The organism is Mesorhizobium sp. M0478 (genome assembly GCF_040321305.1).
In the GTDB taxonomy this organism is placed as follows: domain Bacteria; phylum Pseudomonadota; class Alphaproteobacteria; order Rhizobiales; family Rhizobiaceae; genus Mesorhizobium.
In genome coordinates this window covers 112,332-130,980 of the sequence record NZ_JAMYRH010000002.1, presented here as the reverse complement: position 1 = coordinate 130,980, position 18,649 = coordinate 112,332, and the positions used below count along the sequence as shown (strand labels likewise).

The window sequence follows — 18,649 nt, the reverse complement described above, 5'->3', positions numbered from 1 at the left end:
GCGGGGCTCCTTAACGTTTGAGGATGAGCTTGCCGGATGCGCCACGGCCAAGCACGCGCGTCAGCGCGGCGGCGGCATCGGCCAGCGGATAAGTGCCTTCGATGACCGGCCAAACCTTGCCGGCGAGATGCCAGCCGACCAGTTCCTTCAGATTGTCGGCATGGAGGAGCTGGCCGAGCGGCGCGAAATCGCGGGCGATAATGGCCTTCATCCGCTCAGACCTTTTCCTGCGTGTATTTCCTGAGCTCCGTACGCGCCACCTGCCGGCGGTGCACGGCGTCCGGCCCGTCGGCGAGGCGCAGGGTTCGCAGATGCGTCCATGAGCGTGCCAGCGGCGTGTCCTGGCTGATGCCTTGCGCCCCGAACATCTGCACGGCCTCGTCGGTGACCTTGAGCGCGACGCGCGGTGCGATGACCTTGATCTGGCTGATCCAGGGCGCGGCTGCGCGCGCATCGCCTTGGTCGATCATCCACGCCGCCTTGAGGCAGAGCAGCCGCGCCATCTCGATCTCCATGCGGCATTCGGCGATGATGTCGAAATTGGCGCCGAGCTTGGCCAAGGGCTGGCCGAAGGCCTCGCGGCGCACCGAGCGCTGGCACAGCAGCTCCAGCGCCATTTCGGCCTGGCCGATGGCGCGCATGCAATGGTGGATGCGGCCGGGGCCAAGCCGCCCCTGGGCGATCTCGAACCCCCTGCCCTCGCCGAGGATCAGGTTTCCGGCCGGCACCCTGACATTGTCGAAGCGAAGATGCATGTGGCCATGCGGCGCGTCGTCGTCGCCATAGACCTGCATCGGCCGCAGCTTGGTCACGCCCTTGGTGCCGGACGGCACCAGGATCATCGAATGGCGGCGGTGCTGCGTCTCGGCTTCGCCGGTGCGAACCATGACAATGTAGATGGCGCAGCGCGGGTCCCCGGCCCCCGACGCCCACCATTTCTCGCCGTTGAGTACATAGTCGCCGCCTTGCTTTTCGCAGCGCATGGCGATGTTGGTGGCGTCGGAGGAGGCGACATCCGGCTCCGTCATCAGATAGGCCGAGCGGATTTTCCCCTCGAGCAGCGGCGCCAGCCATGCCTGCTTGTGGTCCTCCGAGCCATAGCGCTCCAGCACCTCCATATTGCCGGTGTCGGGCGCTGAGCAATTGAAGGTCTCCGCGCCGAGATGCGCCTTGCCCATCTCCTCGGCCAGATAGGCATATTCGACGGTTGACAGCCCATAGCCGCGCTCGGAGCCGGTCAGCCAGAAATTCCACAGGCCGCGATCCTTGGCCGTTTTCTTCAACCCTTCGAGGATTTCGGTCTGCCGCGCGGTATAGACCCAGCGGTCGCCGCCCTTGCCGACCTCGCTCAAAAACTCATGATCGAGCGGCATGATCTCGTCGCGCACCATAGCGGCGACGCGGGCGTGGATCGGCTTCAGCCGCTCGGTCATGCCGAGATTGATGTCCGCCATCGGTCTCCAACCCTTTCACGCATCCAGGCACTTTACCCGTGGCAAGGATGACCGTACTTCGGTTAGCCTTGTCAACGCGAGCCCTTTCGCCCCGGACCGTGAGCAGAAAGGCGCGGAGGAATTGCGATGAGCTATCTGGAAGAACTGTTCTCAGTCGCGGGTAAGACCGCGCTGGTAACGGGAGCCGCGACCGGCATCGGCCGCATGGTTGCGACCGCTTTGGTCCAGGCCGGCGCTACCGTGATGATCGCCTCGCGCAAGGGCAAGGATTGCATCAAGGTCGCCGCTGAGTTGAACGGGCTCGGCGGCTCCGGCAGTGCCGAAGGTTTCGCCGGTGACGTCTCGAGCGAAGCCGGCATTGCCGCGCTGGTCAGCGAGGTCAAGGCGCGCACCGAGAAGCTGCACATTCTGGTCAACAATGCCGGCATATCCTGGGGTGCCTCCCTGGAGGATTTTCCCTATAGCGGCTGGGCCAAGGTGTTCGCCGTCAACGTCACCGCCGTCTTCCATCTGACGCGCGAATTGCTGCCGCTGCTGGAAGCCGCCGCGAGCGATGCCGATCCGGCCCGCGTCATCAATCTGGGCTCGGTGATGGGCACGCAGCCGCTGGCCGACGACGCCTATTCCTATACCGCGTCCAAAGGCGCCGTTCACCACCTGACGCGCACGCTGGCGATCGAGCTCGCGGCGCGGCGCATCACCGTCAACGCCTTCGCGCCCGGCCCCTTCCAGAGCCGGATGACCGCCTTTGCCACCGGCACCGAAGAAAAGGCCAGACATGTCGGCAGCCATGTGCCGATCGGACGTATCGGCGTGGCGGATGACATCGGCGGCGCAACGCTCTATTTGTGCAGCCGCGCCGGCTCCTATGTCACCGGCGCCATCCTGCCGATCGACGGCGGGCAGTCGGTGCAGCATGGGCTGACACTGTTCAAGGAATGAGCCGCGGTCGGCGGCAAGGGGAGGACACCGCAGTGGAACCGATCAGTCTCGATGTGCTTCTGGCCAGCGTCGGCAAGGAAGTCGGCGTCTCGCCATGGCGCGAGGTCACACAGACCATGATCGACCAGTTCGCCGACGCCACCGACGACCACCAGTTCATCCATTGCGACCCCGAGCGGGCCAAAAACGAGACGCCGTTCGGCGGCACCATCGCGCATGGCTTCCTGTCGTTGTCGCTGCTCTCGGCGATGACCTTCGAGACCATGCCGCCGCTGGAAAAGGGCAAGATGGGCGTCAACCACGGTTTCGATTCGCTGCGCTTCCTGGCGCCGGTGAAGACCGGCGCGCGCATCCGCACCCGCTTCGTGCTGGCCGACGTCAAGGTCAGGCCGTCGGGCTGGGTGCAGACGGCGCATGACGTGACCATCGAGATCGAAGGCTCGAAGAAGCCGGCGCTGACGGCGCGCTGGCTGACGCTGACGCTGATCGAGCGTGAGCCGGAGACCGCATGAGCGGCGACGCCAACGCGCTGGACCAGACGGCACTAGCGCCCTATCTCGAGGCGCACATCCCGGGTTTTGCCGGGCTTCATTCCATCGAAAAATTCAAATCCGGCCAGTCGAACCCGACCTATCTGCTGACCGCGGCCAGCGGCCGCTATGTCCTGCGCGCCAAGCCGCCGGGCCAGTTGCTGAAATCGGCGCATCAGGTCGACCGCGAATTCACGGTCATGAAGGCGCTGGCCGGCACCGCCGTGCCGGTGCCGGCGATGCTGCATCTGTCGGCGGAGGCGACGCCGATCGGCCGCATGTTCTACGTCATGGATTTTCTCGACGGCCGCATCTTTTGGGATCCGGCAGTGCCGGAGGCCGCTGGCAACGATGAGCGCGCCGCCCTCTACGATGCCATGAACGCCACCCTGGCGGCCCTGCACGATGTCGATGTCGAGGCGGTCGGGCTCGGCGATTTCGGCAAACCCGGCAATTACTTCGAACGCCAGCTGGCACGCTGGACCAGCCAGTACCGCGCCTCGGAGACCGGCACGGTCGCCGACATGGACCGGCTGATCGCCTGGCTGGAGACGCATATGCCGGCCGATGACGGCCGAAAATCTCTCGTGCATGGCGACTACCGGCTGGACAACATGATCTTCGCGCACAATGAGCCGAAAGTGCTGGCCGTGCTCGACTGGGAACTGTCGACGCTTGGCCACCCCTTTGCCGACATCGCCTACCAGTGCATGCAATGGCGCTTGCCGCACGCCTCGGGCTTTCGCGGTCTTGGCGGCGTCGACCGCGCCGCCCTCGGCCTGCCCTTGGAGGAAGCCTATGTCGCGGCGTATTGCCGTCGGCGCGGGCTGGCCGGCATCGACAATTGGAGCTTCTTCCTCGCCTTCTCCTTCTTCCGCTTGGCGGCCATCTGTCAGGGCGTCTACAAGCGGGCGCTCGACGGCAACGCCTCCAATCCCGAAAAGGCCAGGACCTATGGCGAAGCGGTGAAGCTGCTGTCGCACCTTGCCGCCAAGCTGATCGACCGAACCTGAGTAGACAATGAGATATTGTGGTCGGCGCGATTTGATGACAGATCGGATCAGTTCCGTTCCCCGACCGGGGAGCAAGCCCATACGGAGGTGGTGGCAACCGGCCTGGAAACAGTACGCAAACCGATCACCGTCTGTAGAAAGAGCATGATGCCGAAAGTGTGAAGCGGTTTTCGGACGACATCATGCTCTATCAATTTGATTAGACCCGGATTCAGATTTCAGGTCAATTCGACCTGAAATCTAGCGCGCATCGCTGGAAATGAACTTCATGTGCCGGCTGACTTGCAGGGCGATGTAGACGACCAGCGAGCATCCGATCGGAAACACGATCTCAATGAGGCCGGTGGCGACAGCCTGCGGCAATGCCAGCGCAATGTCCTTGGCTGCGGCAGTCTCGATCGTCAGCGCCGTGATCCCGCCGCCGAACACCGCGCCGGCCAAGGCACCCGCCAGCATGAAATGCAGCGAGCGAGGTTCTTCCTTGGATGCCAGCGAAGCCAGCATCCAGCCCAGCAAACCATACTCGATCGCCCGCAACATACCGAGCGTAGTGAGCGACAGGATCACGGGCTTTGCCGATACATCAAGCGCGCTCACCATCACCTTTTGCGTACCTTTGGCGATGCCCATGGCCAGCGGCCCCGAGATCATGGCGATCAGGCCGCCAAGCGAGGCTCGCACCTTGGTGATCGCCGTGCCGAGGCTGACGCCGGCGCAGACGAAGAATGACCAGGTCACGCCTTGCGCCAAGTCGATCAGAACCTGGGTTGGCGCCGGGTGCGAACCTGCCGCAAATCCGGCAGTCAGAATAAGCGCTTCCATGGCGAAGCCGATTGCGATCGCCAGCCATGCGACTATCACGACTCGCCTGAGCGCCAGCCTGGCGCCATGAGAAAGTGGATGTGCGCCCGGCAGCCCGGACGAAAGCTCTATCGCAGCCATAGAGGCCCCCCAAAACCGAAATTTCTTGCAGAGCCGCCAGATAGGCTTTGTTTGTAACGGTCCGATGTTGCCTGCGAGCGCCCATGTTACACATGCTGTGACATAGATGCTGGCGAAATAGACCAGAACGGACACGACTATTCGAGAGAAAGCTTGAGTTCGCTTTTTGATGTCCCTGGCAGCGCCCTTGCCCGTTTCCGTACAGCGTATATATTTAGCCATGCACAACCAACCAAAGGCACCGGGTCTTGCCACTGAGCGTCCAGAAACGCCGCGAAAAACAAAAAGCCGAACTGCGTTCCGAATTGCTCGACGCAGCCCACAAGCTCGTCAAGGAAGAAGGCTATGAAGGGCTGACCATCCGCAAGTTGGCCAAGCGGGTCGGCTATGCTCCGATGTCGGTCTATTCCTACTTCGCCGACAAGCAGGACATCCTGTTTGCGCTGGCCGAGGATGCCTTCGAAACACTTGCCCGCCGCATCGAGGAGCATCCTTCCGACGATCCGATCGAGGCCTTGCGTGCGGTGATGACCGAATATGCCGCCTTCGGGCTCGGCAACCCCAACGAATACCGCACCGTGTTCATGACCGAAAAGACCAAGCTGCCGGAAGGCAGAAGCTATGAGGACATGGAAGAGGCCAACCCGGCGATGAAAGCGCTGATATCCAGGGTCGAGGCCTGCGTTGCTGCAGGCAAGCTGCAGGGCGATCCGCGCGCCATCGCCACCATGCTTTGGGCAGTCGGCCACGGCACCATCTCGCTTTTGATCACGTTCCCGTTCTACCCCTTCGGCGATCCACAGGCTTTCGTGACGCGGATGTGCGATTTCACACTCGCCACGCTCAGCACCCAGAATGTGCCGCCGCTGACCGAGACCCCGGTCGACTGCTGAGCATCCCCGCCCCTCCAATTCAACGTCCGGCCTGACAGCTTCGGCTGTGTCAGTGCGACGCAATTTTCGGCATTCAAAAAAATTTGTCGTACGCGTACGTTTTCCGACTTGAAAACCCATCTCGGTGGACGTATGTGTACGTTGTATCGTACATGTACGAAAAGAATTTAACCGATGGAGACTGACATGAACAAGACCCTTCTCGCCCTCGCCACCGTGCTGGCTCTCTCCGGCTCGGCTTTCGCCGCCAACAACACACACTCGACCAAGCAGGCCGCCACCTGCGTCGACACCACGACCAATGCCAAGCTCGATTGCGCCGTGACCGGCTCGGTCGAAAAGTCCGACGTCAAGGCCAAGAGCCCGCGTCTCGGCATCGAGATCAACCCATGGATCGTGCCGAGCACGTTCTAAGTTGATCGAGCTCGACCACCGAACAGCACAACGACTAATTTAAGGGCGGCAGGATAATCCCGGCCGCCCGTTTTTTCCTCAGCGCCCCCATTTTCTCAGCGCAAGCTGGGCTTCTCCGAGTTCAAACCTGGCGTAGCCGAACGGTTATTTCTTGCGCGGTTTGCGACCCGGCACCGTCTTGGCCTTGCCGGGTCTTGCCGGCGCGCCTGGGATGGCGGTCGAGGTGATCGACACCGGATCGCTGGCCGGAAACGTGTCCTCGAGGCCTTCCTCGAGTTCCTCTTCGGCAGTCACCTCGTGATGCTGCTCATGTTCGAGTGAGCGCACGGCGGACGTCTTGCCAGCTGACTTCGGCGGCGCTTTCGACGGCATCGTATGTTCTCCCTGATGGGGGAAGCAGAACGGCTTGACCCGTCAAACGTTCCTACGCCGCCGCGTCGCTGGCTGCTTCCGACAGGAAAGTAAAGACATAGTCCGAGAAGGAACGCCAGCACTCGACCCGGAAGGCATCGGCTGCCGTGCGCAACAGCAGGATTTCGCACTTGCCGAGAATGGTGCGCGACGCCGCGCCCACCGGAAAAGCCTCGAGCGACAAATCCTGCGGGCAGCCTGCATTGATCGCGGCGGCCGCCGCTGGGCCGGTGACGGCGAAGGCGACGTTGCGGTGCGAGATGCCGACCGCCGAATGCAATGCGGCAACCCCAGCACAATCGGCCAGCGGATCCTTGCCGGCCTCGTCGATGACCAGCCACTCGTCAGGGCCGAGCCACAGCGCCGTGCGGCCAGCCTTGGCCGCCGAAGTTTTCGGCTGCTTCGGCAAGGTCAGGCCGAGCGCCTTCGACAGCGCCGCGACGGAAGCCTCCGGCGCGCGCAGCGACATGCGCTCCGCCGGCGGCAGCACCTCGACCTTGACATCCGTTGCGGAAACGACGCGTCCAGCCAGGGCCGGGCGGCGCTCGACCGACGCCGCTGCAGCTGGGGCCGTCTTCTTTGCAGCAGCCTTAGCCATTGAGGCGCCCTCCCGTCTCGTCGAAGAACACCATGCCGGTAACCTCCACTTCGATCACCCCGTTCGGCATCGGCACATAGAGCGTGTCGCCCATCCGGTCGCGGCCGCCGGCAACCAGCGCCAGCGCGATCGAGCGACCGCAATTTTCCGACCAGTAGCTGGATGTGACGTGACCGATCATCTTCATCGGGATCGCCTGCTTCGGGTCGGCGACGATCTGCGCGCCTTCCTCAAGCACCACTTTCGGGTCCTTGGTCTTCAAGCCGACCAGCTGCTTGCGGCCCTTGGCGACCAGATCGGGCCGCGTCAGGCCGCGGATGCCGACGAAGTCGGTCTTCTTCTTGCCGACCGCCCAGTCGAGCCCGGCATCGTTCGGCGTCACCGTGCCGTCCGTGTCCTGGCCGACGATGATGTAGCCCTTTTCGGCGCGCAGCACGTGCATCGCCTCGGTGCCGTAAGCGGCGGCGCCATGCTTTTGGCCTTCGGCCCACAGCGCTTCCCAGACGGCCTGGCCGTGATCGGCCGGCACGTTGACTTCAAAACCGCGCTCGCCGGTGAACGACATGCGAAACAGCCTGGTCGGCACGCCGCAGATCTTGCCTTCGCGCACCGACATATGCGGCAGCGCCTCGTCTGACATGTCGATGCCTTCGACCAGCGGTGCAATGGTGTCTCGCGACTTCGGCCCCTGCACGGCGATGACCGCCCATTGTTCGGTGATTGACGTCAGCCAGACATTCAGATGCGGGAACTCGGTCTGGAGATAGTCCTCCATGTGGTTCATGACACGCGGCGCGCCGCCGGTTGTCGTCGTCACATGGAAACGATCCGGCGCCAGTCGGCCGACGACGCCGTCATCATAGATGAAGCCGTCCTCGCGCAGCATGATGCCATAGCGGCAGCGGCCGGGCTCAAGCTTCTCCCATGGATTGGTATAGAGCAGTTCCATGAACCTGGCCGCATCCGGCCCGACCACTTCGATCTTGCCCAGCGTCGAGGCGTCGAACAGACCGGCATTGCTGCGGACCGCGACGCATTCGCGGTCGACCGCCTTGTGCATGTCTTCGCCCGCCTGGGGGAAATACCAGGCGCGCTTCCACTGGCCGACATCTTCGAACACGGCGCCTTGCGCTTCGGCCCAGGGATGGATCGCGGTCTTCCGTGTCGGGTCGAACAGCGGACCGCGCGAATGGCTGACGATCGCGCCGAAAGTAACAGGCGTATAGGGTGCGCGGAACGTGGTCAGCCCGACCTCGGGGATCGGCTTGCCAAGCGTCTCGGCGGCAATCGCCAGGCCGTGCATGTTGGAGGTCTTGCCCTGGTCGGTCGCCATGCCGTTGGTGGTGAAGCGCTTGACGTGCTCGATCGAGCGCATGCCTTCATGCACCGCCTGGCGGATGTCCTTGGCGGTGACGTCGTTCTGGAAATCGACGAAGGCCTTGACCGTCTTGTCCGGCCCGGCGCCGGGCGCCGCGCCCAGCATGCCGCGCGACCAGCTTTCCGACGCGTCGACCTTCGGCTTTACGCCCTTGGCCACTTTGCCGCCCGCATCCTTCGCCGCCTTTGCGCCGGCCGCATAGGCCTCATCGATCGACGCCGAGAGCCCATCCGTACCGTTGCAGGCGCCGACCGAAACGCAGTCCTGCGCATAGATGCCCGGCACGAAGCGCTTGGTCTCGTCATTGAAGGCGACCTTGCCGCGCGACTGTGAGAACAAATGCACCGACGGCGTCCAGCCGGCCGACATCAGGATGGCGTCGACCGGAATGGTGCGCTCGCCGCCCCCATTCTTCGGCTGCACCGTCATCGAGGTCACGCGCAACTTGCCGCCGGCGCGGATCACCGCGCGGCCGAAATTGACCTCGATCCCGAGCGCCCTCGCCTCCTCGATCACAGGTCCGGTCGGATGGTCGCGCAGGTCGACGATCGCCGCCACGTTGACGCCGGCCTTCTTCAGGTCGATCACGGCGGAGTAGGCCGAGTCATTTGCGGTGTAGACGCCGACATTTTTGCCGACCGCGACACCGTACTGGTTGAGATAAGTCCGCGCCGCCGAGGCCAGCATGATGCCGGGCCGGTCATTGTCGGCAAACACCATATGGCGTTCGATGGCGCCGGTCGCCAGCACCACGCGCTTGGCGCGTACCTGCCATAGGCGCTCGCGCGGCAAATCGTGGCCGGGGTTTTGCAGATGGTCGCTGACCCGCTCGACCAGGCCGACGAAGTTCTGCGCGTAGTAGCCGAACGCCGTCGTGCGCGACAAAACGCGGACATTGTCCATGGCGGTGAGCTTGGCCACCGCGCCTTGCGCCCAGGCATAACCGTCCTGGCCGTCGATCTTCGCACCGCTCTCGAAACGCAGGCTGCCGCCGAAGCCGGCCTGCTCGTCGACGAGGATGACACGCGCGCCGGTTTCGGCAGCGGCAAGCGCTGCCGCGATGCCGGCCGCACCGCCGCCCAGCACCAGCACGTCGCAATGCGCATAGCGCGAGGAATAATGGTCGGGATCTGGCTTGTCGGGCGAAACGCCGAGACCCGCCGCGGCGCGGATCTTCGGCTCGTAGAGACTCTTCCAGGCCGCCTTCGGCCACATGAAGGTCTTGTAGTAGAAACCGGCCGAAAACAGCGGCGATGCCAGATCGTTGACCGCGCCGACGTCGAAGGCGAGCGACGGCCAGCGGTTTTGCGAGTTGGCGACGAGCCCGTCATAGAGCTCCTGCACCGTGGCGCGGATGTTGGGCGCCTTGCGTGCCGCGTCGCGCTTGACCTCGACCAGCGCATTTGGCTCTTCCGCTCCGGCCGACAGGAAGCCGCGCGGACGGTGATACTTGAACGAACGTCCCACCAGATGCACGCCATTGGCAAGCAGCGCCGAGGCCAGCGTGTCGCCTTCGATGCCGGTGTAAGACTGGCCGTCGAAAGAGAACCGCGCGGTCTTGGCCTGGCTGAGACGGCCGGCGCTCGGAATGCGGAACGCGCCGCTCATTTGGAAGCCATTTCGTTGGAGTTTTTGGGCAGCTTGGACGGTTTCGGCTCGCCGGCTTTGTAAGTCATGACGAACTTGTCGGTGCCGGTGTCGCGCACCGCGTTGAAGAAACGCGCGCAGCCATGGATGTGGCGCCAGCGCTCATAGATGATGCCCTTGGGGTTCGAGCGGATGAAGAAGAACTTTTCGAAGTCGTCGTCGCTCTCGCCCGCCATGTTGGCCGAACGCGCAATATGCGCCTCGCCGGCGTTACGGAACTCGAGCTCCGGGCGCTCTTCCTCGCAATAGGGGCAGCGGATGAGAAGCATTATCGTTCGTTCCTACAATTCGCCGTGGCCGACATGCGCGCCGGCCGGTTGGTTGCAAAGCCTCTGGCCCATCGCCGCAAAAGGCGCGACGAGCCGAATGCGCTCCTCTACACTTGCGGCGGGGCGAAACAGCTCGCGATACGCCATGTTGCCGATCGTGAGCTGAAACGGATCGGTCGTTACGATGACGCTGCGCGCATCGAATGTGTCGTCCTCGCCGAGATCGGAGGGCCTGTTCTCCATGAAGATGACCACCTTCTGGCCACCGCTCCACACGCATGCCAGAATGCCGGCGTCGATCGAAAACGGCCAATTGGCTTCGTTGCCGGCGCGGCTGATCGGCTGCGTCCGCACCTCGTCCGGTGACGGAAAATGGAACAGGTCCTGCTCCCCCGCCAGCACCAGCGGCACCGCTACAGCCAGTTCCACCATCATCAGTGCGCCACCGCCGCCGCTGCTGCCTCGTCGATGAGGCGCCCGGTGCGGAAGCGCTCGATGGTGAAGGGCGCGTTGATCGGATGCGGATCGTCCTTGGCAATCGTGTGGGCAAAGACATGGCCTGAGCCGGGCGTTGCCTTGAAGCCGCCCGTGCCCCAGCCGCAATTGACATAGAGGCCTGATACCGGCGTCTTGGCCAGGATCGGCGAACGGTCGGGCGTCACGTCGACGATGCCGCCCCACGAGCGCAGCATCTTCATGCGGGTGAAGATCGGGAACATCTCGCAGATGGCGTCCAGCGTATGCTGCAAAATGTGCAGGCCGCCGGTCTGCGAATAGGAGACATACTGGTCGGTGCCGGCGCCGATCACCAGCTCGCCCTTGTCGGACTGCGAGATGTAGGCGTGCACCGTGTTCGACATCACCACGCAAGGCACCACCGGCTTGACCGGCTCCGACACCAGCGCCTGCAGCGGATAGCTTTCCAGCGGCATGCGCACGCCCGCCATGTTCATGATCACCGAGGAGTGGCCTGCAGCCACCACGCCGACCTTCTTGGCGCCGATGAAGCCGCGCGTCGTGTCGACGCCCATGACCGCGCCATTGGCCGCCCGCTTGACGCCGGTGACCTCGCAATTCTGGATGATGTGCACGCCGCGCGCCGAAGCGCCGCGCGCATAGCCCCAGGCCACCGCATCGTGACGCGCCGTGCCGCCTCGCCGCTGCAAGGCGGCGCCGACGACGGGATAGCGCGCCTGCCTGGAAATGTTGAGCGGCGGGCAGAATTCCTTCGCCTGCTCAGGCGTCAGCCATTCATTGTCGATGCCGTTGAGACGGTTGGCATGGACATGGCGCTTCAGCACCTGGATGTCGTGCACATTGTGCGCCAGCATCATGACGCCGCGCGCCGAATACATGACGTTGTAGTTGAGTTCCTGGGAGAGCCCATCCCACAGCTTCAGCGCATGGTCGTAAATGCCGGCGCTCTCGTCGTAAAGGTAGTTGGAGCGGATGATGGTGGTGTTGCGCCCGGTGTTGCCGCCGCCTAGCCAGCCCTTTTCCAGCACCGCGACATTGGTGATGCCGTGCACGGTGGCGAGATAGTAGGCGGTGGCCAGGCCATGACCGCCGGCGCCGACGATGATGACGTCATATTCCTTCTTCGGCTCCGGCGAGGACCATTGTTCCTCCCAGCCCTTGTGGCCGCGCATGGCCTCGCGGGCGATGGCGAATACCGAATATTTTTTCAACGTTCCAGCCTCGCAAATGGCGATGGGGTATTTTACGCAGCCCCGGCGCGCGAGGTGTATCACTAGCGAAACGGCGCTTCCACCCTTGCGCTGTTTGCGACGGCGCTTGCCGTTTTGCGCCGCGGTGGAAAAGACCTGCCCGGGCTGGCAGGCATGGCTGCGTTCGGACACACTGGCGATCGCGAGACTCTGGAGGACGGATATGGGCAACGCCTGGTGGAATCTAACCTTGCGTTTCCTGCTGGAACTTGCCGCCTTGCTTGGCCTCGGCTTTGCCGGCTGGAGCCTCTCCGGCGGATGGTGGCGCTGGCTCTTCGCCTTGGCCTTGCCGTTCATTGCAGCTGCGCTGTGGGGAACCTTCGCGGTGCGCGGCGATCCGAGCCGGTCCGGACGCGCGCCGGTTCCTGTACCAGGCGCAGTCAGGCTGGTGCTTGAACTGGCCATCCTGTTTGGCGGTGCAGCCGGATTCTATGCCGCCGGTCACACAACCACGGGCGTTGTCATCACGCTGCTCATCGCCATCAGCTACGCATTTTCGCTCGATCGCCTCGGCTGGCTGCTGAAGCAATAGTCCGGCGCGCGGCGCTTGTGCCGCTGCGAAGCCATTCAGCAAGTCGAGCACGTATCGGGTGGCTAGCACCGTCCCGAACTGCGATCAACATCCCGGGTGCCGGCACAGCCGGCGCGATGAAAGGATGCAAAAAATGTTCGCACTCACCAATAAAATAGCGATCGTCACCGGCGCCAGTTCCGGCATCGGCCGCGCCACCGCAAAACTCTTCGCCGAAGAAGGCGCCAGGGTCGTCATCGCCGCCCGCCGCCAGGCCGAACTCGATGCGCTGGTCGTCGAAATCGAGGATGCCGACGGCTCGGCAGTCGCGCTTGCCGGCGATGTCCGCGACGAAGCCTATGCAAAAGCCCTCGTCGATCTCGCCGTCGAAAAATTCGGCGGGCTCGATATCGCCTTCAACAATGTCGGCTCGGTCGGAGCGATGGGTCCGATTTCGGAACTGTCGCTGGACGGATGGCGCGAGACGCTCGACGCCAATCTGACCAGCGCCTTTCTCGGCGCGAAATACCAGGTGCCGGCGATGGTCGAACGCGGCGGCGGATCGCTGATCTTCACCTCGACCTTCGTCGGTCACACAGTCGGCATGCCGGGCATGACCAGCTATGCCGCGAGCAAGGCCGGACTGATCGGCCTGACGCAGGTGCTGGCCGCCGAATACGGCCCCAGGGGCGTGCGGGTCAACGCGCTGATGCCGGGTGGCACCGACACGCCGTCGGCAACATTCAAGACGCCGGAATCACGCGCTTTCGTGGAAAACCTGCATGCCTTGAAACGTGTGGCTGTGCCTGAAGAGATCGCCCGCGCTGCGCTTTTCCTGGCATCGGATGCGTCGAGCTTCACCACAGGATCGGCGCTGTTTGCCGATGGCGGCGTCTCGATCACCCGGACGTGAAGCATTTCGCGGGTCATCGCCCGCGCCGATCAGCCATAGAACCCGAAACCGGACTTGCTTTTTCCTCGCGATTTGGCGATTCGGTTTCGGGTGAGGAGGACGGACATGCTGCTGATCAGGACCTATGTCGCCCAGAGCGCAATCGAAGGCGTCGGCGTGTTCGCCGCCGAGCCGATCAGGAAGGGCGCCTCGATCTGGCGGCTCGATCCGGATTTCGACCGGCTGATCCCGATGGACAAATACGAGGCGGCGCCGCCGCACCTCAAGGAATTGCTCGACCGCTATGCCTATCCGAGCCCCGACCGTCCCGGCTTCATGGTCTATGAAGTCGATAATGGCCGCTTCATGAACCACGCCGAGCGGCCGAACACGGATTTTTCGCAATATGGCGGCGCCACCGCCACTCGAGATATATCAGCCGGCGAGGAAATTACCTGCGATTACGGCGAATTCTTCGAGGATTTCGCACGGCTCCATCTGGCCAGCGCCTAGTTGGCGCCCTATCTCGGGGCTGCCGTGGCAAATTGGCGGTTGTCCTTCATTTCCAGTGTGGACAGCGCGGCCTGATTCTGCTATCAGCCGCCACAATTCGTGGTGTAAAGCGCCGCGGAGGCATGTGGCTATGGTCACTTGCCTGTTGATATCAAACCCGAAAGACAGGATTGCCCGTGCAGGTACTCGTCCGCGACAATAACGTTGATCAGGCGCTTCGCGCTCTCAAGAAGAAGATGCAGCGCGAAGGCATTTTCCGCGAAATGAAGATGCGCGGCCATTACGAGAAGCCTTCCGAGAAGCGCGCCCGTGAAAAGGCCGAAGCCGTTCGCCGCGCCCGCAAGCTGGCCCGCAAGCGCGCCCAGCGCGAAGGCCTGCTGCCGATGACGCCGCGCCCGGTTGCTGCCGGCGCCGCCGGTGGTCCTGGTGGTGCTCCGCGTCCGCCGCGGTTCTGACGCCAATTTTTCGTCCTTTTCGAAGGATACTCTGAGGTGGCGCGATGCGGAATCGCCGCCACCTTTTTGTTTGGAGCGCCGCCATTCTGTTGGAGGCCGTTCCCTTGAACGCGCAAACGGCGTTCTAGATTTTGTTACGACAATCTGTGACCCGGCCCGGAGGGGGACCTGGACGGCGCGGCTGAAGTGAGGACAGGGCAGACATGAACGCAATCGGCGTAGAGCGCAGAACCACAATGCGCGGTTTGGCCCTGGCGGCAGCCCTGATGTCCGGCCTGGTGCTGGCCGGTTGCCAGAGCGTTCCGACCGGCGAATTCAACAACATCGACAAGGCGCAAGGCTCGAGCGAGAACATCTCCTCGCTGTCGGCGGTGATCCAGCGCAATCCGCAGGATCCGGAAGGCTACAATGTGCGCGGCTCGGCCTATGGCCGTGGCGGCCAGTATCAGGCGGCGCTGAAGGATTTCGACACCGCCATCCAGCTCAACCCGAATTTCTACCAAGCCTATTCGAACCGAGCGCTGATCCAGCGCTTCCTCGGCAACCAGGCGGCCGCCCTTGCCGACTACAACCGCTCGATCCAGATCAATGCAAATTATGACGCCGCCTATATCGGCCGCGGCAACCTTTATCGCAAGGCAGGCCAGACCCAGCAGGCCTTCAACGATTTCCAAAAGGCGATCCAGCTCGACACCACGGATGCCCGCGCCTACCACAATCGCGGCCTGATCTATCAAAGCCAGGGCCAGCACAAGTTTGCCATCGAGGATTTCTCGACCGCCATCTCGCTGGCGCCGGACGCCGCCGAACCCTACAACGGCCGCGGCCTCTCCTATCTCGCCATGAATGACGAGGACAACGCCTTCTCCGACTTCAACATGGCCATCAAACTCGACGGCAAGAACGCCGAAGCCTGGTCCAACCAGGCGCTGATCTACGAGCGCCGCGGCGACAAGGTCAAGGCCTCGAAGGCCTACCGCGAAGCCGTCCATCTCGACCCGACCTACCAGCCGGCCAAGGACGGCCTGTCGCGCACATCGGGCGCCACCGCCGGCTGAGATGCGGCCGGCGCGCCGCCATCCGCGGCCTTTTATAACAACGTTCCATTCCTGATGCGGTGCGCCGCGTGAGCGGTTTCTCCCCGGGAAAGCGCAGAGCGCTTCCGCTAGGGATGCGTGTCCAGAAAACCCCACTATCACCCAATCTTAACCACCGGGGCAAAGCGTTAACCCCTGCCTTGATCGCGCCAAGTTTTCAGCGGAACGCTCCGGGCCATTCAACCGTTGTTGAAGGCATTTTCGAAAGGACTGACCCATGATCAAGAAAATCATCTGTGCCGCGGCACTTGCCACGACGCTGCTTGCCGTTCCCGCCAGCGCCGGCAAGCTTCAGCTCGGCACGCTCGATTGCACCATCGACGGCGGCGTCGGTTACGTCATCACGTCGAACAAGGGCGTCGACTGCACGTTCCGCCCTTATCACCATGGGCCGTCCGAGAAATACACGGGGATGATCTCCAAGCTCGGGGTCGATCTCGGCCAGACGCATCAGGGCCAGCTGGTGTGGGCGGTTCTGGCCGCCACCCGCGGCCATGACGAGGGCGACCTTGCCGGCCATTATTACGGCGTCAACGCCGAGGCGAGCGTGGTGACCGGCGGCGGCGCCAATCTGCTGGTCGGCGGGCTCGACGGCGCCTTTGTGCTGGAGCCGCTCAGCGTCCAGGCGCAGACCGGCGTCAATGTAGCGGTCGCCGTGACCTCCCTGGAGCTGATCCACTCGTTCAAATAAGCGTCGGCAAATAAGGATCGACTGATCCCTCTACGCGCGGCGCGGAACAGGTTACTGTTTCGCGCCGTATGCTTTTTGGGGGATCCGCCGTGCTGAAACCAGCCATCGCCGCCGCTATCACCATCATCTGTACCGCCCAGGCCCAAGCGCAAGACCAGGGCATCGAACTCGGTGTGCTCGATTGCGCCATCGGCGGCGGCACCGGCTTCGTTTTCGGCTCCAGCAAGGATCTGAGCTGCACCTTCACGCCGGCCGACAAGAGCTTTTCGCCGGAAGCCTATTTCGGCGCCGTCAACAAATATGGGCTCGACATCGGCACCACCAAGCAGACCATCATGCAATGGCTGGTGCTGACGCCGCTGAGGAACATCTATGCGCCCGGCGCGCTGGCCGGCGACTATATCGGCGCCAGCGCCGAAGTGACCGCTGCGGTCGGCGCCGGCGCCAATCTCCTGGTCGGCGGCTCCTCGCAGGCCTTCACCCTGCAGCCGCTCAGCCTGCAGACGCAGACCGGTATCAACATCGCGATCGGCGTCAGCCAGTTTCAGCTGCGCAGCATTGAGAACTGACCGGCGCATCAAGCGGAGAGGCTTCCGGCCAATCTCGACCGTTTGCACTTCGATAAAAAGCCACTTGAGCTCAACTGCGCTTGAGGTTTTACAACTCGCCTGACTGAAACAGCGCGCATGGCCCCGCCGGAAAGCCCCCACTGGCTTCTGGCGCCATGCGCCGGCATCGAGATATGCAAAGGCAGGGTAAAAGAATGACTGAAATCACCAGCAACAAGGTCGACTGGCGGGCATTGTGGGCAAGCGGCGACCTCGCGCGCTTCTGCTTCATCAGCCTCGGCATCCTGCTGCACGCCACCAACGAGACGATGGTGGCGACGGTCATGCCGGCCATGGTCGGGGACCTCGCCGGTGTGCAGTTCGTCGGCTGGTCGCTGGCCGTCTACGAGCTCGGCGCCATTGTCGCCGGCGCAGCGGCCGGGCGGCTGGTCAGCTATGTCGCTCTACGCTCCAACGTCACGGTCGCCGCCCTGCTCTATGCCGTGGGCGCCCTGATCTGCGCCACCGCGCCGTCCATGCCGGTGTTTCTTGCCGGCCGTCTGGTCGAGGGGCTCGGCGGCGGTGCGCTGGTGTCGCTGGCCTTCGTCTCGGTCGAGCGGCTGTTTAACCGCAACATCTGGCCACAGCTGTTCGGCATAATGTCGGCGATCTGGGGCGTCGCCGCGTTCAGCGGCCCGATGCTCGGCGCGATCATGGTCGAGCGCCTGTCCTGGCGCTGGGCCTTCGGCGTCTTCGTGCTGGGTGGCATTGCCATGGCATCGGCAAGCTTCATCGTCCTGAACACGCCGGAAGCGACGAAGCCGCAAGCCGCCGCCGGCACCTCGCCGCCCTTCCCCTATGCAGCACTTGGCTGCCTCGCCATCGCCGTCGTGCTGATCGCCACCGCAGGCGTCGACGTCGCCTTGCTTCGATCGTCGCTGCTGCTGATCATCGGCCTCGCCGGCCTGGCGCTGTTCGTTTTCGTCGACGCCATTAAGCCGCAATCGCGACTGTTCCCGTCGGGCCTGTTCTCATGGCGCTCGCCGGTCGGCAGCGGCATGACCATGGTTGCCGCCTTCTCGGTGGCGACAGTCTCTTTTTCCATCTACGGGCCGCTTCTGCTTACCACGCTGCACGGCATCCCGATCCTGACCACAGGCTACATCATCGCCGCCGAATCGATCGCCTGGTCAATCCTGTCGATCGCCGTCGCCAATGCGCCGCTGCAGCGCGAACGGCAGATCCTCGTCATCGGCGCGCTGATGATTGCAGCCGGCCTCGCCGGTTTCGCCTATGCCATCCCCGCCGGCTCGATCCCGCTGATCCTGCTCTGCGCTTTGTTGCAAGGCGGTGGCTTCGGCGTGTCATGGCCCTTCCTGACCCGCATCATCGTCGCCTCGGCCCGCGACAGCGAGCAGACGATCGCCTCGGCCGCCGTGCCGACCATGCAGCGCATCGGCTACGCCGTGGGCGCCGCCATGGCCGGCATCATCGCCAATGCCAGCGGCTTTTCGGACGGGCTGAACCGCGAGGCAGCAGCGCACGTCGCCGGCTGGCTGTACCTGGCCTTCGTGCCACTTGGCATTGTCGGTTGCCTGGCGGCGTTGAAGATGGCTTTGGAGGCACGCCGGCCGCAACTGGCGCCAGGCTGAGGGCACGGCCGATCGAGAATTTGGCGACAGCATTCCGCCGGCGCTGTCGACGTCAAATGCCCTCGGCCACAA

At 63.6% G+C, this 18,649-nt stretch carries 22 protein-coding genes; 13 read left to right on the top strand and 9 right to left on the bottom strand.

All coding sequences use genetic code 11. The annotated features are described in order from the left end of the window. Positions 1–10: 10 nt before the first annotated feature. Together NKI64_RS05040 and NKI64_RS05035 are read right to left on the bottom strand one after the other, a co-directional pair. Entirely contained in the window at positions 11–313 is a 303-nt protein-coding gene (locus NKI64_RS05040) for a zinc-binding dehydrogenase (protein WP_352667384.1), read from the bottom strand. Next, entirely contained in the window at positions 216–1,454 is a 1,239-nt protein-coding gene (locus NKI64_RS05035; RefSeq protein ID WP_023686451.1) for an acyl-CoA dehydrogenase family protein, read from the bottom strand. Before NKI64_RS05035 ends, NKI64_RS05040 begins: the two co-directional genes overlap by 98 nt. Positions 1,455–1,580: 126 nt before the next feature. On the opposite strand from NKI64_RS05035, the gene NKI64_RS05030 reads away from it, so the two are divergent. Genes NKI64_RS05030 through NKI64_RS05020 form a run of 3 tightly spaced genes read left to right on the top strand, consistent with a single transcriptional unit; the run spans position 1,581 to position 3,939 of the window. Continuing rightward, positions 1,581–2,396, top strand: coding sequence for an SDR family oxidoreductase (locus NKI64_RS05030; protein WP_023695624.1), 816 nt, complete (start codon positions 1,581–1,583; stop codon positions 2,394–2,396). Further along, the gene (locus NKI64_RS05025) at positions 2,393–2,908 is read left to right on the top strand and encodes a MaoC family dehydratase (RefSeq protein ID WP_280790513.1); all 516 of its coding nucleotides are present in this window, start codon (positions 2,393–2,395) and stop codon (positions 2,906–2,908) included. Before NKI64_RS05030 ends, NKI64_RS05025 begins: the two co-directional genes overlap by 4 nt. After that, complete coding sequence (locus tag NKI64_RS05020; protein ID WP_352666804.1) at positions 2,905–3,939, top strand: phosphotransferase; 1,035 nt, start codon at positions 2,905–2,907, stop codon at positions 3,937–3,939. The genes NKI64_RS05025 and NKI64_RS05020 overlap by 4 nt, the downstream gene beginning before the upstream one ends. A gap of 240 nt (positions 3,940–4,179) precedes the next feature. On the opposite strand, the gene NKI64_RS05015 is transcribed toward NKI64_RS05020, so the two are convergent. Then, positions 4,180–5,136: a hypothetical protein gene (locus NKI64_RS05015; RefSeq protein WP_352666801.1), complete on the bottom strand. Its 957-nt coding sequence runs from the start codon at positions 5,134–5,136 to the stop codon at positions 4,180–4,182. Here NKI64_RS05015 and NKI64_RS05010 point away from each other — a divergent pair. Continuing rightward, positions 5,130–5,774, top strand: coding sequence for a TetR/AcrR family transcriptional regulator (locus tag NKI64_RS05010; RefSeq protein WP_023671149.1), 645 nt, complete (start codon positions 5,130–5,132; stop codon positions 5,772–5,774). The genes NKI64_RS05015 and NKI64_RS05010 overlap by 7 nt on opposite strands. A 186-nt stretch (positions 5,775–5,960) precedes the next feature. Next, entirely contained in the window at positions 5,961–6,188 is a 228-nt protein-coding gene (locus NKI64_RS05005; protein ID WP_023686456.1) for a hypothetical protein, read from the top strand. A 144-nt stretch (positions 6,189–6,332) separates the two neighbouring features. Here NKI64_RS05005 and NKI64_RS05000 read toward each other — a convergent pair whose 3' ends face one another. The 6 genes from NKI64_RS05000 to NKI64_RS04975 are packed head-to-tail and all read right to left on the bottom strand — an operon-like array spanning position 6,333 to position 12,179. Further along, positions 6,333–6,560, bottom strand: a complete 228-nt coding sequence (locus tag NKI64_RS05000) for a hypothetical protein (protein ID WP_023671147.1) — start codon at positions 6,558–6,560, stop codon at positions 6,333–6,335. 52 nt (positions 6,561–6,612) lie between these two features. Then, the gene (locus NKI64_RS04995; protein WP_352666798.1) at positions 6,613–7,197 is read right to left on the bottom strand and encodes a sarcosine oxidase subunit gamma; all 585 of its coding nucleotides are present in this window, start codon (positions 7,195–7,197) and stop codon (positions 6,613–6,615) included. After that, the gene (locus NKI64_RS04990) at positions 7,190–10,183 is read right to left on the bottom strand and encodes a sarcosine oxidase subunit alpha (protein WP_352666795.1); all 2,994 of its coding nucleotides are present in this window, start codon (positions 10,181–10,183) and stop codon (positions 7,190–7,192) included. Before NKI64_RS04990 ends, NKI64_RS04995 begins: the two co-directional genes overlap by 8 nt. Continuing rightward, positions 10,180–10,491, bottom strand: a complete 312-nt coding sequence (locus NKI64_RS04985) for a sarcosine oxidase subunit delta (protein WP_352666792.1) — start codon at positions 10,489–10,491, stop codon at positions 10,180–10,182. The genes NKI64_RS04990 and NKI64_RS04985 overlap by 4 nt, the downstream gene beginning before the upstream one ends. A 12-nt stretch (positions 10,492–10,503) precedes the next feature. Continuing rightward, complete coding sequence (locus tag NKI64_RS04980; protein ID WP_023686459.1) at positions 10,504–10,926, bottom strand: hypothetical protein; 423 nt, start codon at positions 10,924–10,926, stop codon at positions 10,504–10,506. Then, positions 10,926–12,179 carry a sarcosine oxidase subunit beta gene (locus NKI64_RS04975; protein ID WP_023686460.1) on the bottom strand — a complete coding sequence of 418 codons (1,254 nt, stop codon included), beginning with the start codon at positions 12,177–12,179 and terminating at the stop codon, positions 10,926–10,928. Before NKI64_RS04975 ends, NKI64_RS04980 begins: the two co-directional genes overlap by 1 nt. A 202-nt stretch (positions 12,180–12,381) precedes the next feature. Here NKI64_RS04975 and NKI64_RS04970 point away from each other — a divergent pair, with 202 nt between their 5' ends. From NKI64_RS04970 to NKI64_RS04935, 8 genes are all read left to right on the top strand, one after another. Continuing rightward, positions 12,382–12,750 carry a YrdB family protein gene (locus tag NKI64_RS04970; protein WP_023671141.1) on the top strand — a complete coding sequence of 123 codons (369 nt, stop codon included), beginning with the start codon at positions 12,382–12,384 and terminating at the stop codon, positions 12,748–12,750. A 133-nt stretch (positions 12,751–12,883) separates the two neighbouring features. After that, entirely contained in the window at positions 12,884–13,642 is a 759-nt protein-coding gene (locus NKI64_RS04965) for an SDR family oxidoreductase (protein ID WP_352666788.1), read from the top strand. Positions 13,643–13,747: 105 nt separating this feature from the next. After that, complete coding sequence (locus NKI64_RS04960; protein WP_023671139.1) at positions 13,748–14,134, top strand: SET domain-containing protein; 387 nt, start codon at positions 13,748–13,750, stop codon at positions 14,132–14,134. A 176-nt stretch (positions 14,135–14,310) separates the two neighbouring features. Further along, the gene (rpsU, locus tag NKI64_RS04955; RefSeq protein ID WP_023671138.1) at positions 14,311–14,589 is read left to right on the top strand and encodes a 30S ribosomal protein S21; all 279 of its coding nucleotides are present in this window, start codon (positions 14,311–14,313) and stop codon (positions 14,587–14,589) included. A 203-nt stretch (positions 14,590–14,792) separates the two neighbouring features. Continuing rightward, positions 14,793–15,647, top strand: a complete 855-nt coding sequence (locus NKI64_RS04950) for a tetratricopeptide repeat protein (protein WP_023714058.1) — start codon at positions 14,793–14,795, stop codon at positions 15,645–15,647. Between the two features lie 256 nt (positions 15,648–15,903). Continuing rightward, positions 15,904–16,377: a DUF992 domain-containing protein gene (locus NKI64_RS04945; protein ID WP_023671136.1), complete on the top strand. Its 474-nt coding sequence runs from the start codon at positions 15,904–15,906 to the stop codon at positions 16,375–16,377. 89 nt (positions 16,378–16,466) lie between these two features. Further along, the gene (locus NKI64_RS04940; protein ID WP_352666785.1) at positions 16,467–16,946 is read left to right on the top strand and encodes a DUF992 domain-containing protein; all 480 of its coding nucleotides are present in this window, start codon (positions 16,467–16,469) and stop codon (positions 16,944–16,946) included. Positions 16,947–17,140: 194 nt separating this feature from the next. Further along, positions 17,141–18,577 carry an MFS transporter gene (locus tag NKI64_RS04935; RefSeq protein WP_352666782.1) on the top strand — a complete coding sequence of 479 codons (1,437 nt, stop codon included), beginning with the start codon at positions 17,141–17,143 and terminating at the stop codon, positions 18,575–18,577. The last annotated feature ends 72 nt before the right edge of the window (positions 18,578–18,649 follow it).

Coding starts and splice junctions, on each gene's coding strand:
- NKI64_RS04960 (WP_023671139.1), top strand. CDS start 13,748: ATGCTGCTGATCAGGACCTATGTCGCCCAGAGCGCAATCGAAGGCGTC.
- NKI64_RS05025 (WP_280790513.1), top strand. CDS start 2,393: ATGAGCCGCGGTCGGCGGCAAGGGGAGGACACCGCAGTGGAACCGATC.
- NKI64_RS04935 (WP_352666782.1), top strand. CDS start 17,141: ATGACTGAAATCACCAGCAACAAGGTCGACTGGCGGGCATTGTGGGCA.
- NKI64_RS04970 (WP_023671141.1), top strand. CDS start 12,382: ATGGGCAACGCCTGGTGGAATCTAACCTTGCGTTTCCTGCTGGAACTT.
- NKI64_RS04995 (WP_352666798.1), bottom strand. CDS start 7,197: ATGGCTAAGGCTGCTGCAAAGAAGACGGCCCCAGCTGCAGCGGCGTCG.
- NKI64_RS05005 (WP_023686456.1), top strand. CDS start 5,961: ATGAACAAGACCCTTCTCGCCCTCGCCACCGTGCTGGCTCTCTCCGGC.
- NKI64_RS05000 (WP_023671147.1), bottom strand. CDS start 6,560: ATGCCGTCGAAAGCGCCGCCGAAGTCAGCTGGCAAGACGTCCGCCGTG.
- NKI64_RS04950 (WP_023714058.1), top strand. CDS start 14,793: ATGAACGCAATCGGCGTAGAGCGCAGAACCACAATGCGCGGTTTGGCC.
- NKI64_RS04980 (WP_023686459.1), bottom strand. CDS start 10,926: ATGATGGTGGAACTGGCTGTAGCGGTGCCGCTGGTGCTGGCGGGGGAG.
- NKI64_RS05030 (WP_023695624.1), top strand. CDS start 1,581: ATGAGCTATCTGGAAGAACTGTTCTCAGTCGCGGGTAAGACCGCGCTG.
- NKI64_RS04965 (WP_352666788.1), top strand. CDS start 12,884: ATGTTCGCACTCACCAATAAAATAGCGATCGTCACCGGCGCCAGTTCC.
- NKI64_RS05035 (WP_023686451.1), bottom strand. CDS start 1,454: ATGGCGGACATCAATCTCGGCATGACCGAGCGGCTGAAGCCGATCCAC.
- NKI64_RS05020 (WP_352666804.1), top strand. CDS start 2,905: ATGAGCGGCGACGCCAACGCGCTGGACCAGACGGCACTAGCGCCCTAT.
- NKI64_RS04985 (WP_352666792.1), bottom strand. CDS start 10,491: ATGCTTCTCATCCGCTGCCCCTATTGCGAGGAAGAGCGCCCGGAGCTC.
- NKI64_RS04945 (WP_023671136.1), top strand. CDS start 15,904: ATGATCAAGAAAATCATCTGTGCCGCGGCACTTGCCACGACGCTGCTT.
- NKI64_RS04990 (WP_352666795.1), bottom strand. CDS start 10,183: ATGAGCGGCGCGTTCCGCATTCCGAGCGCCGGCCGTCTCAGCCAGGCC.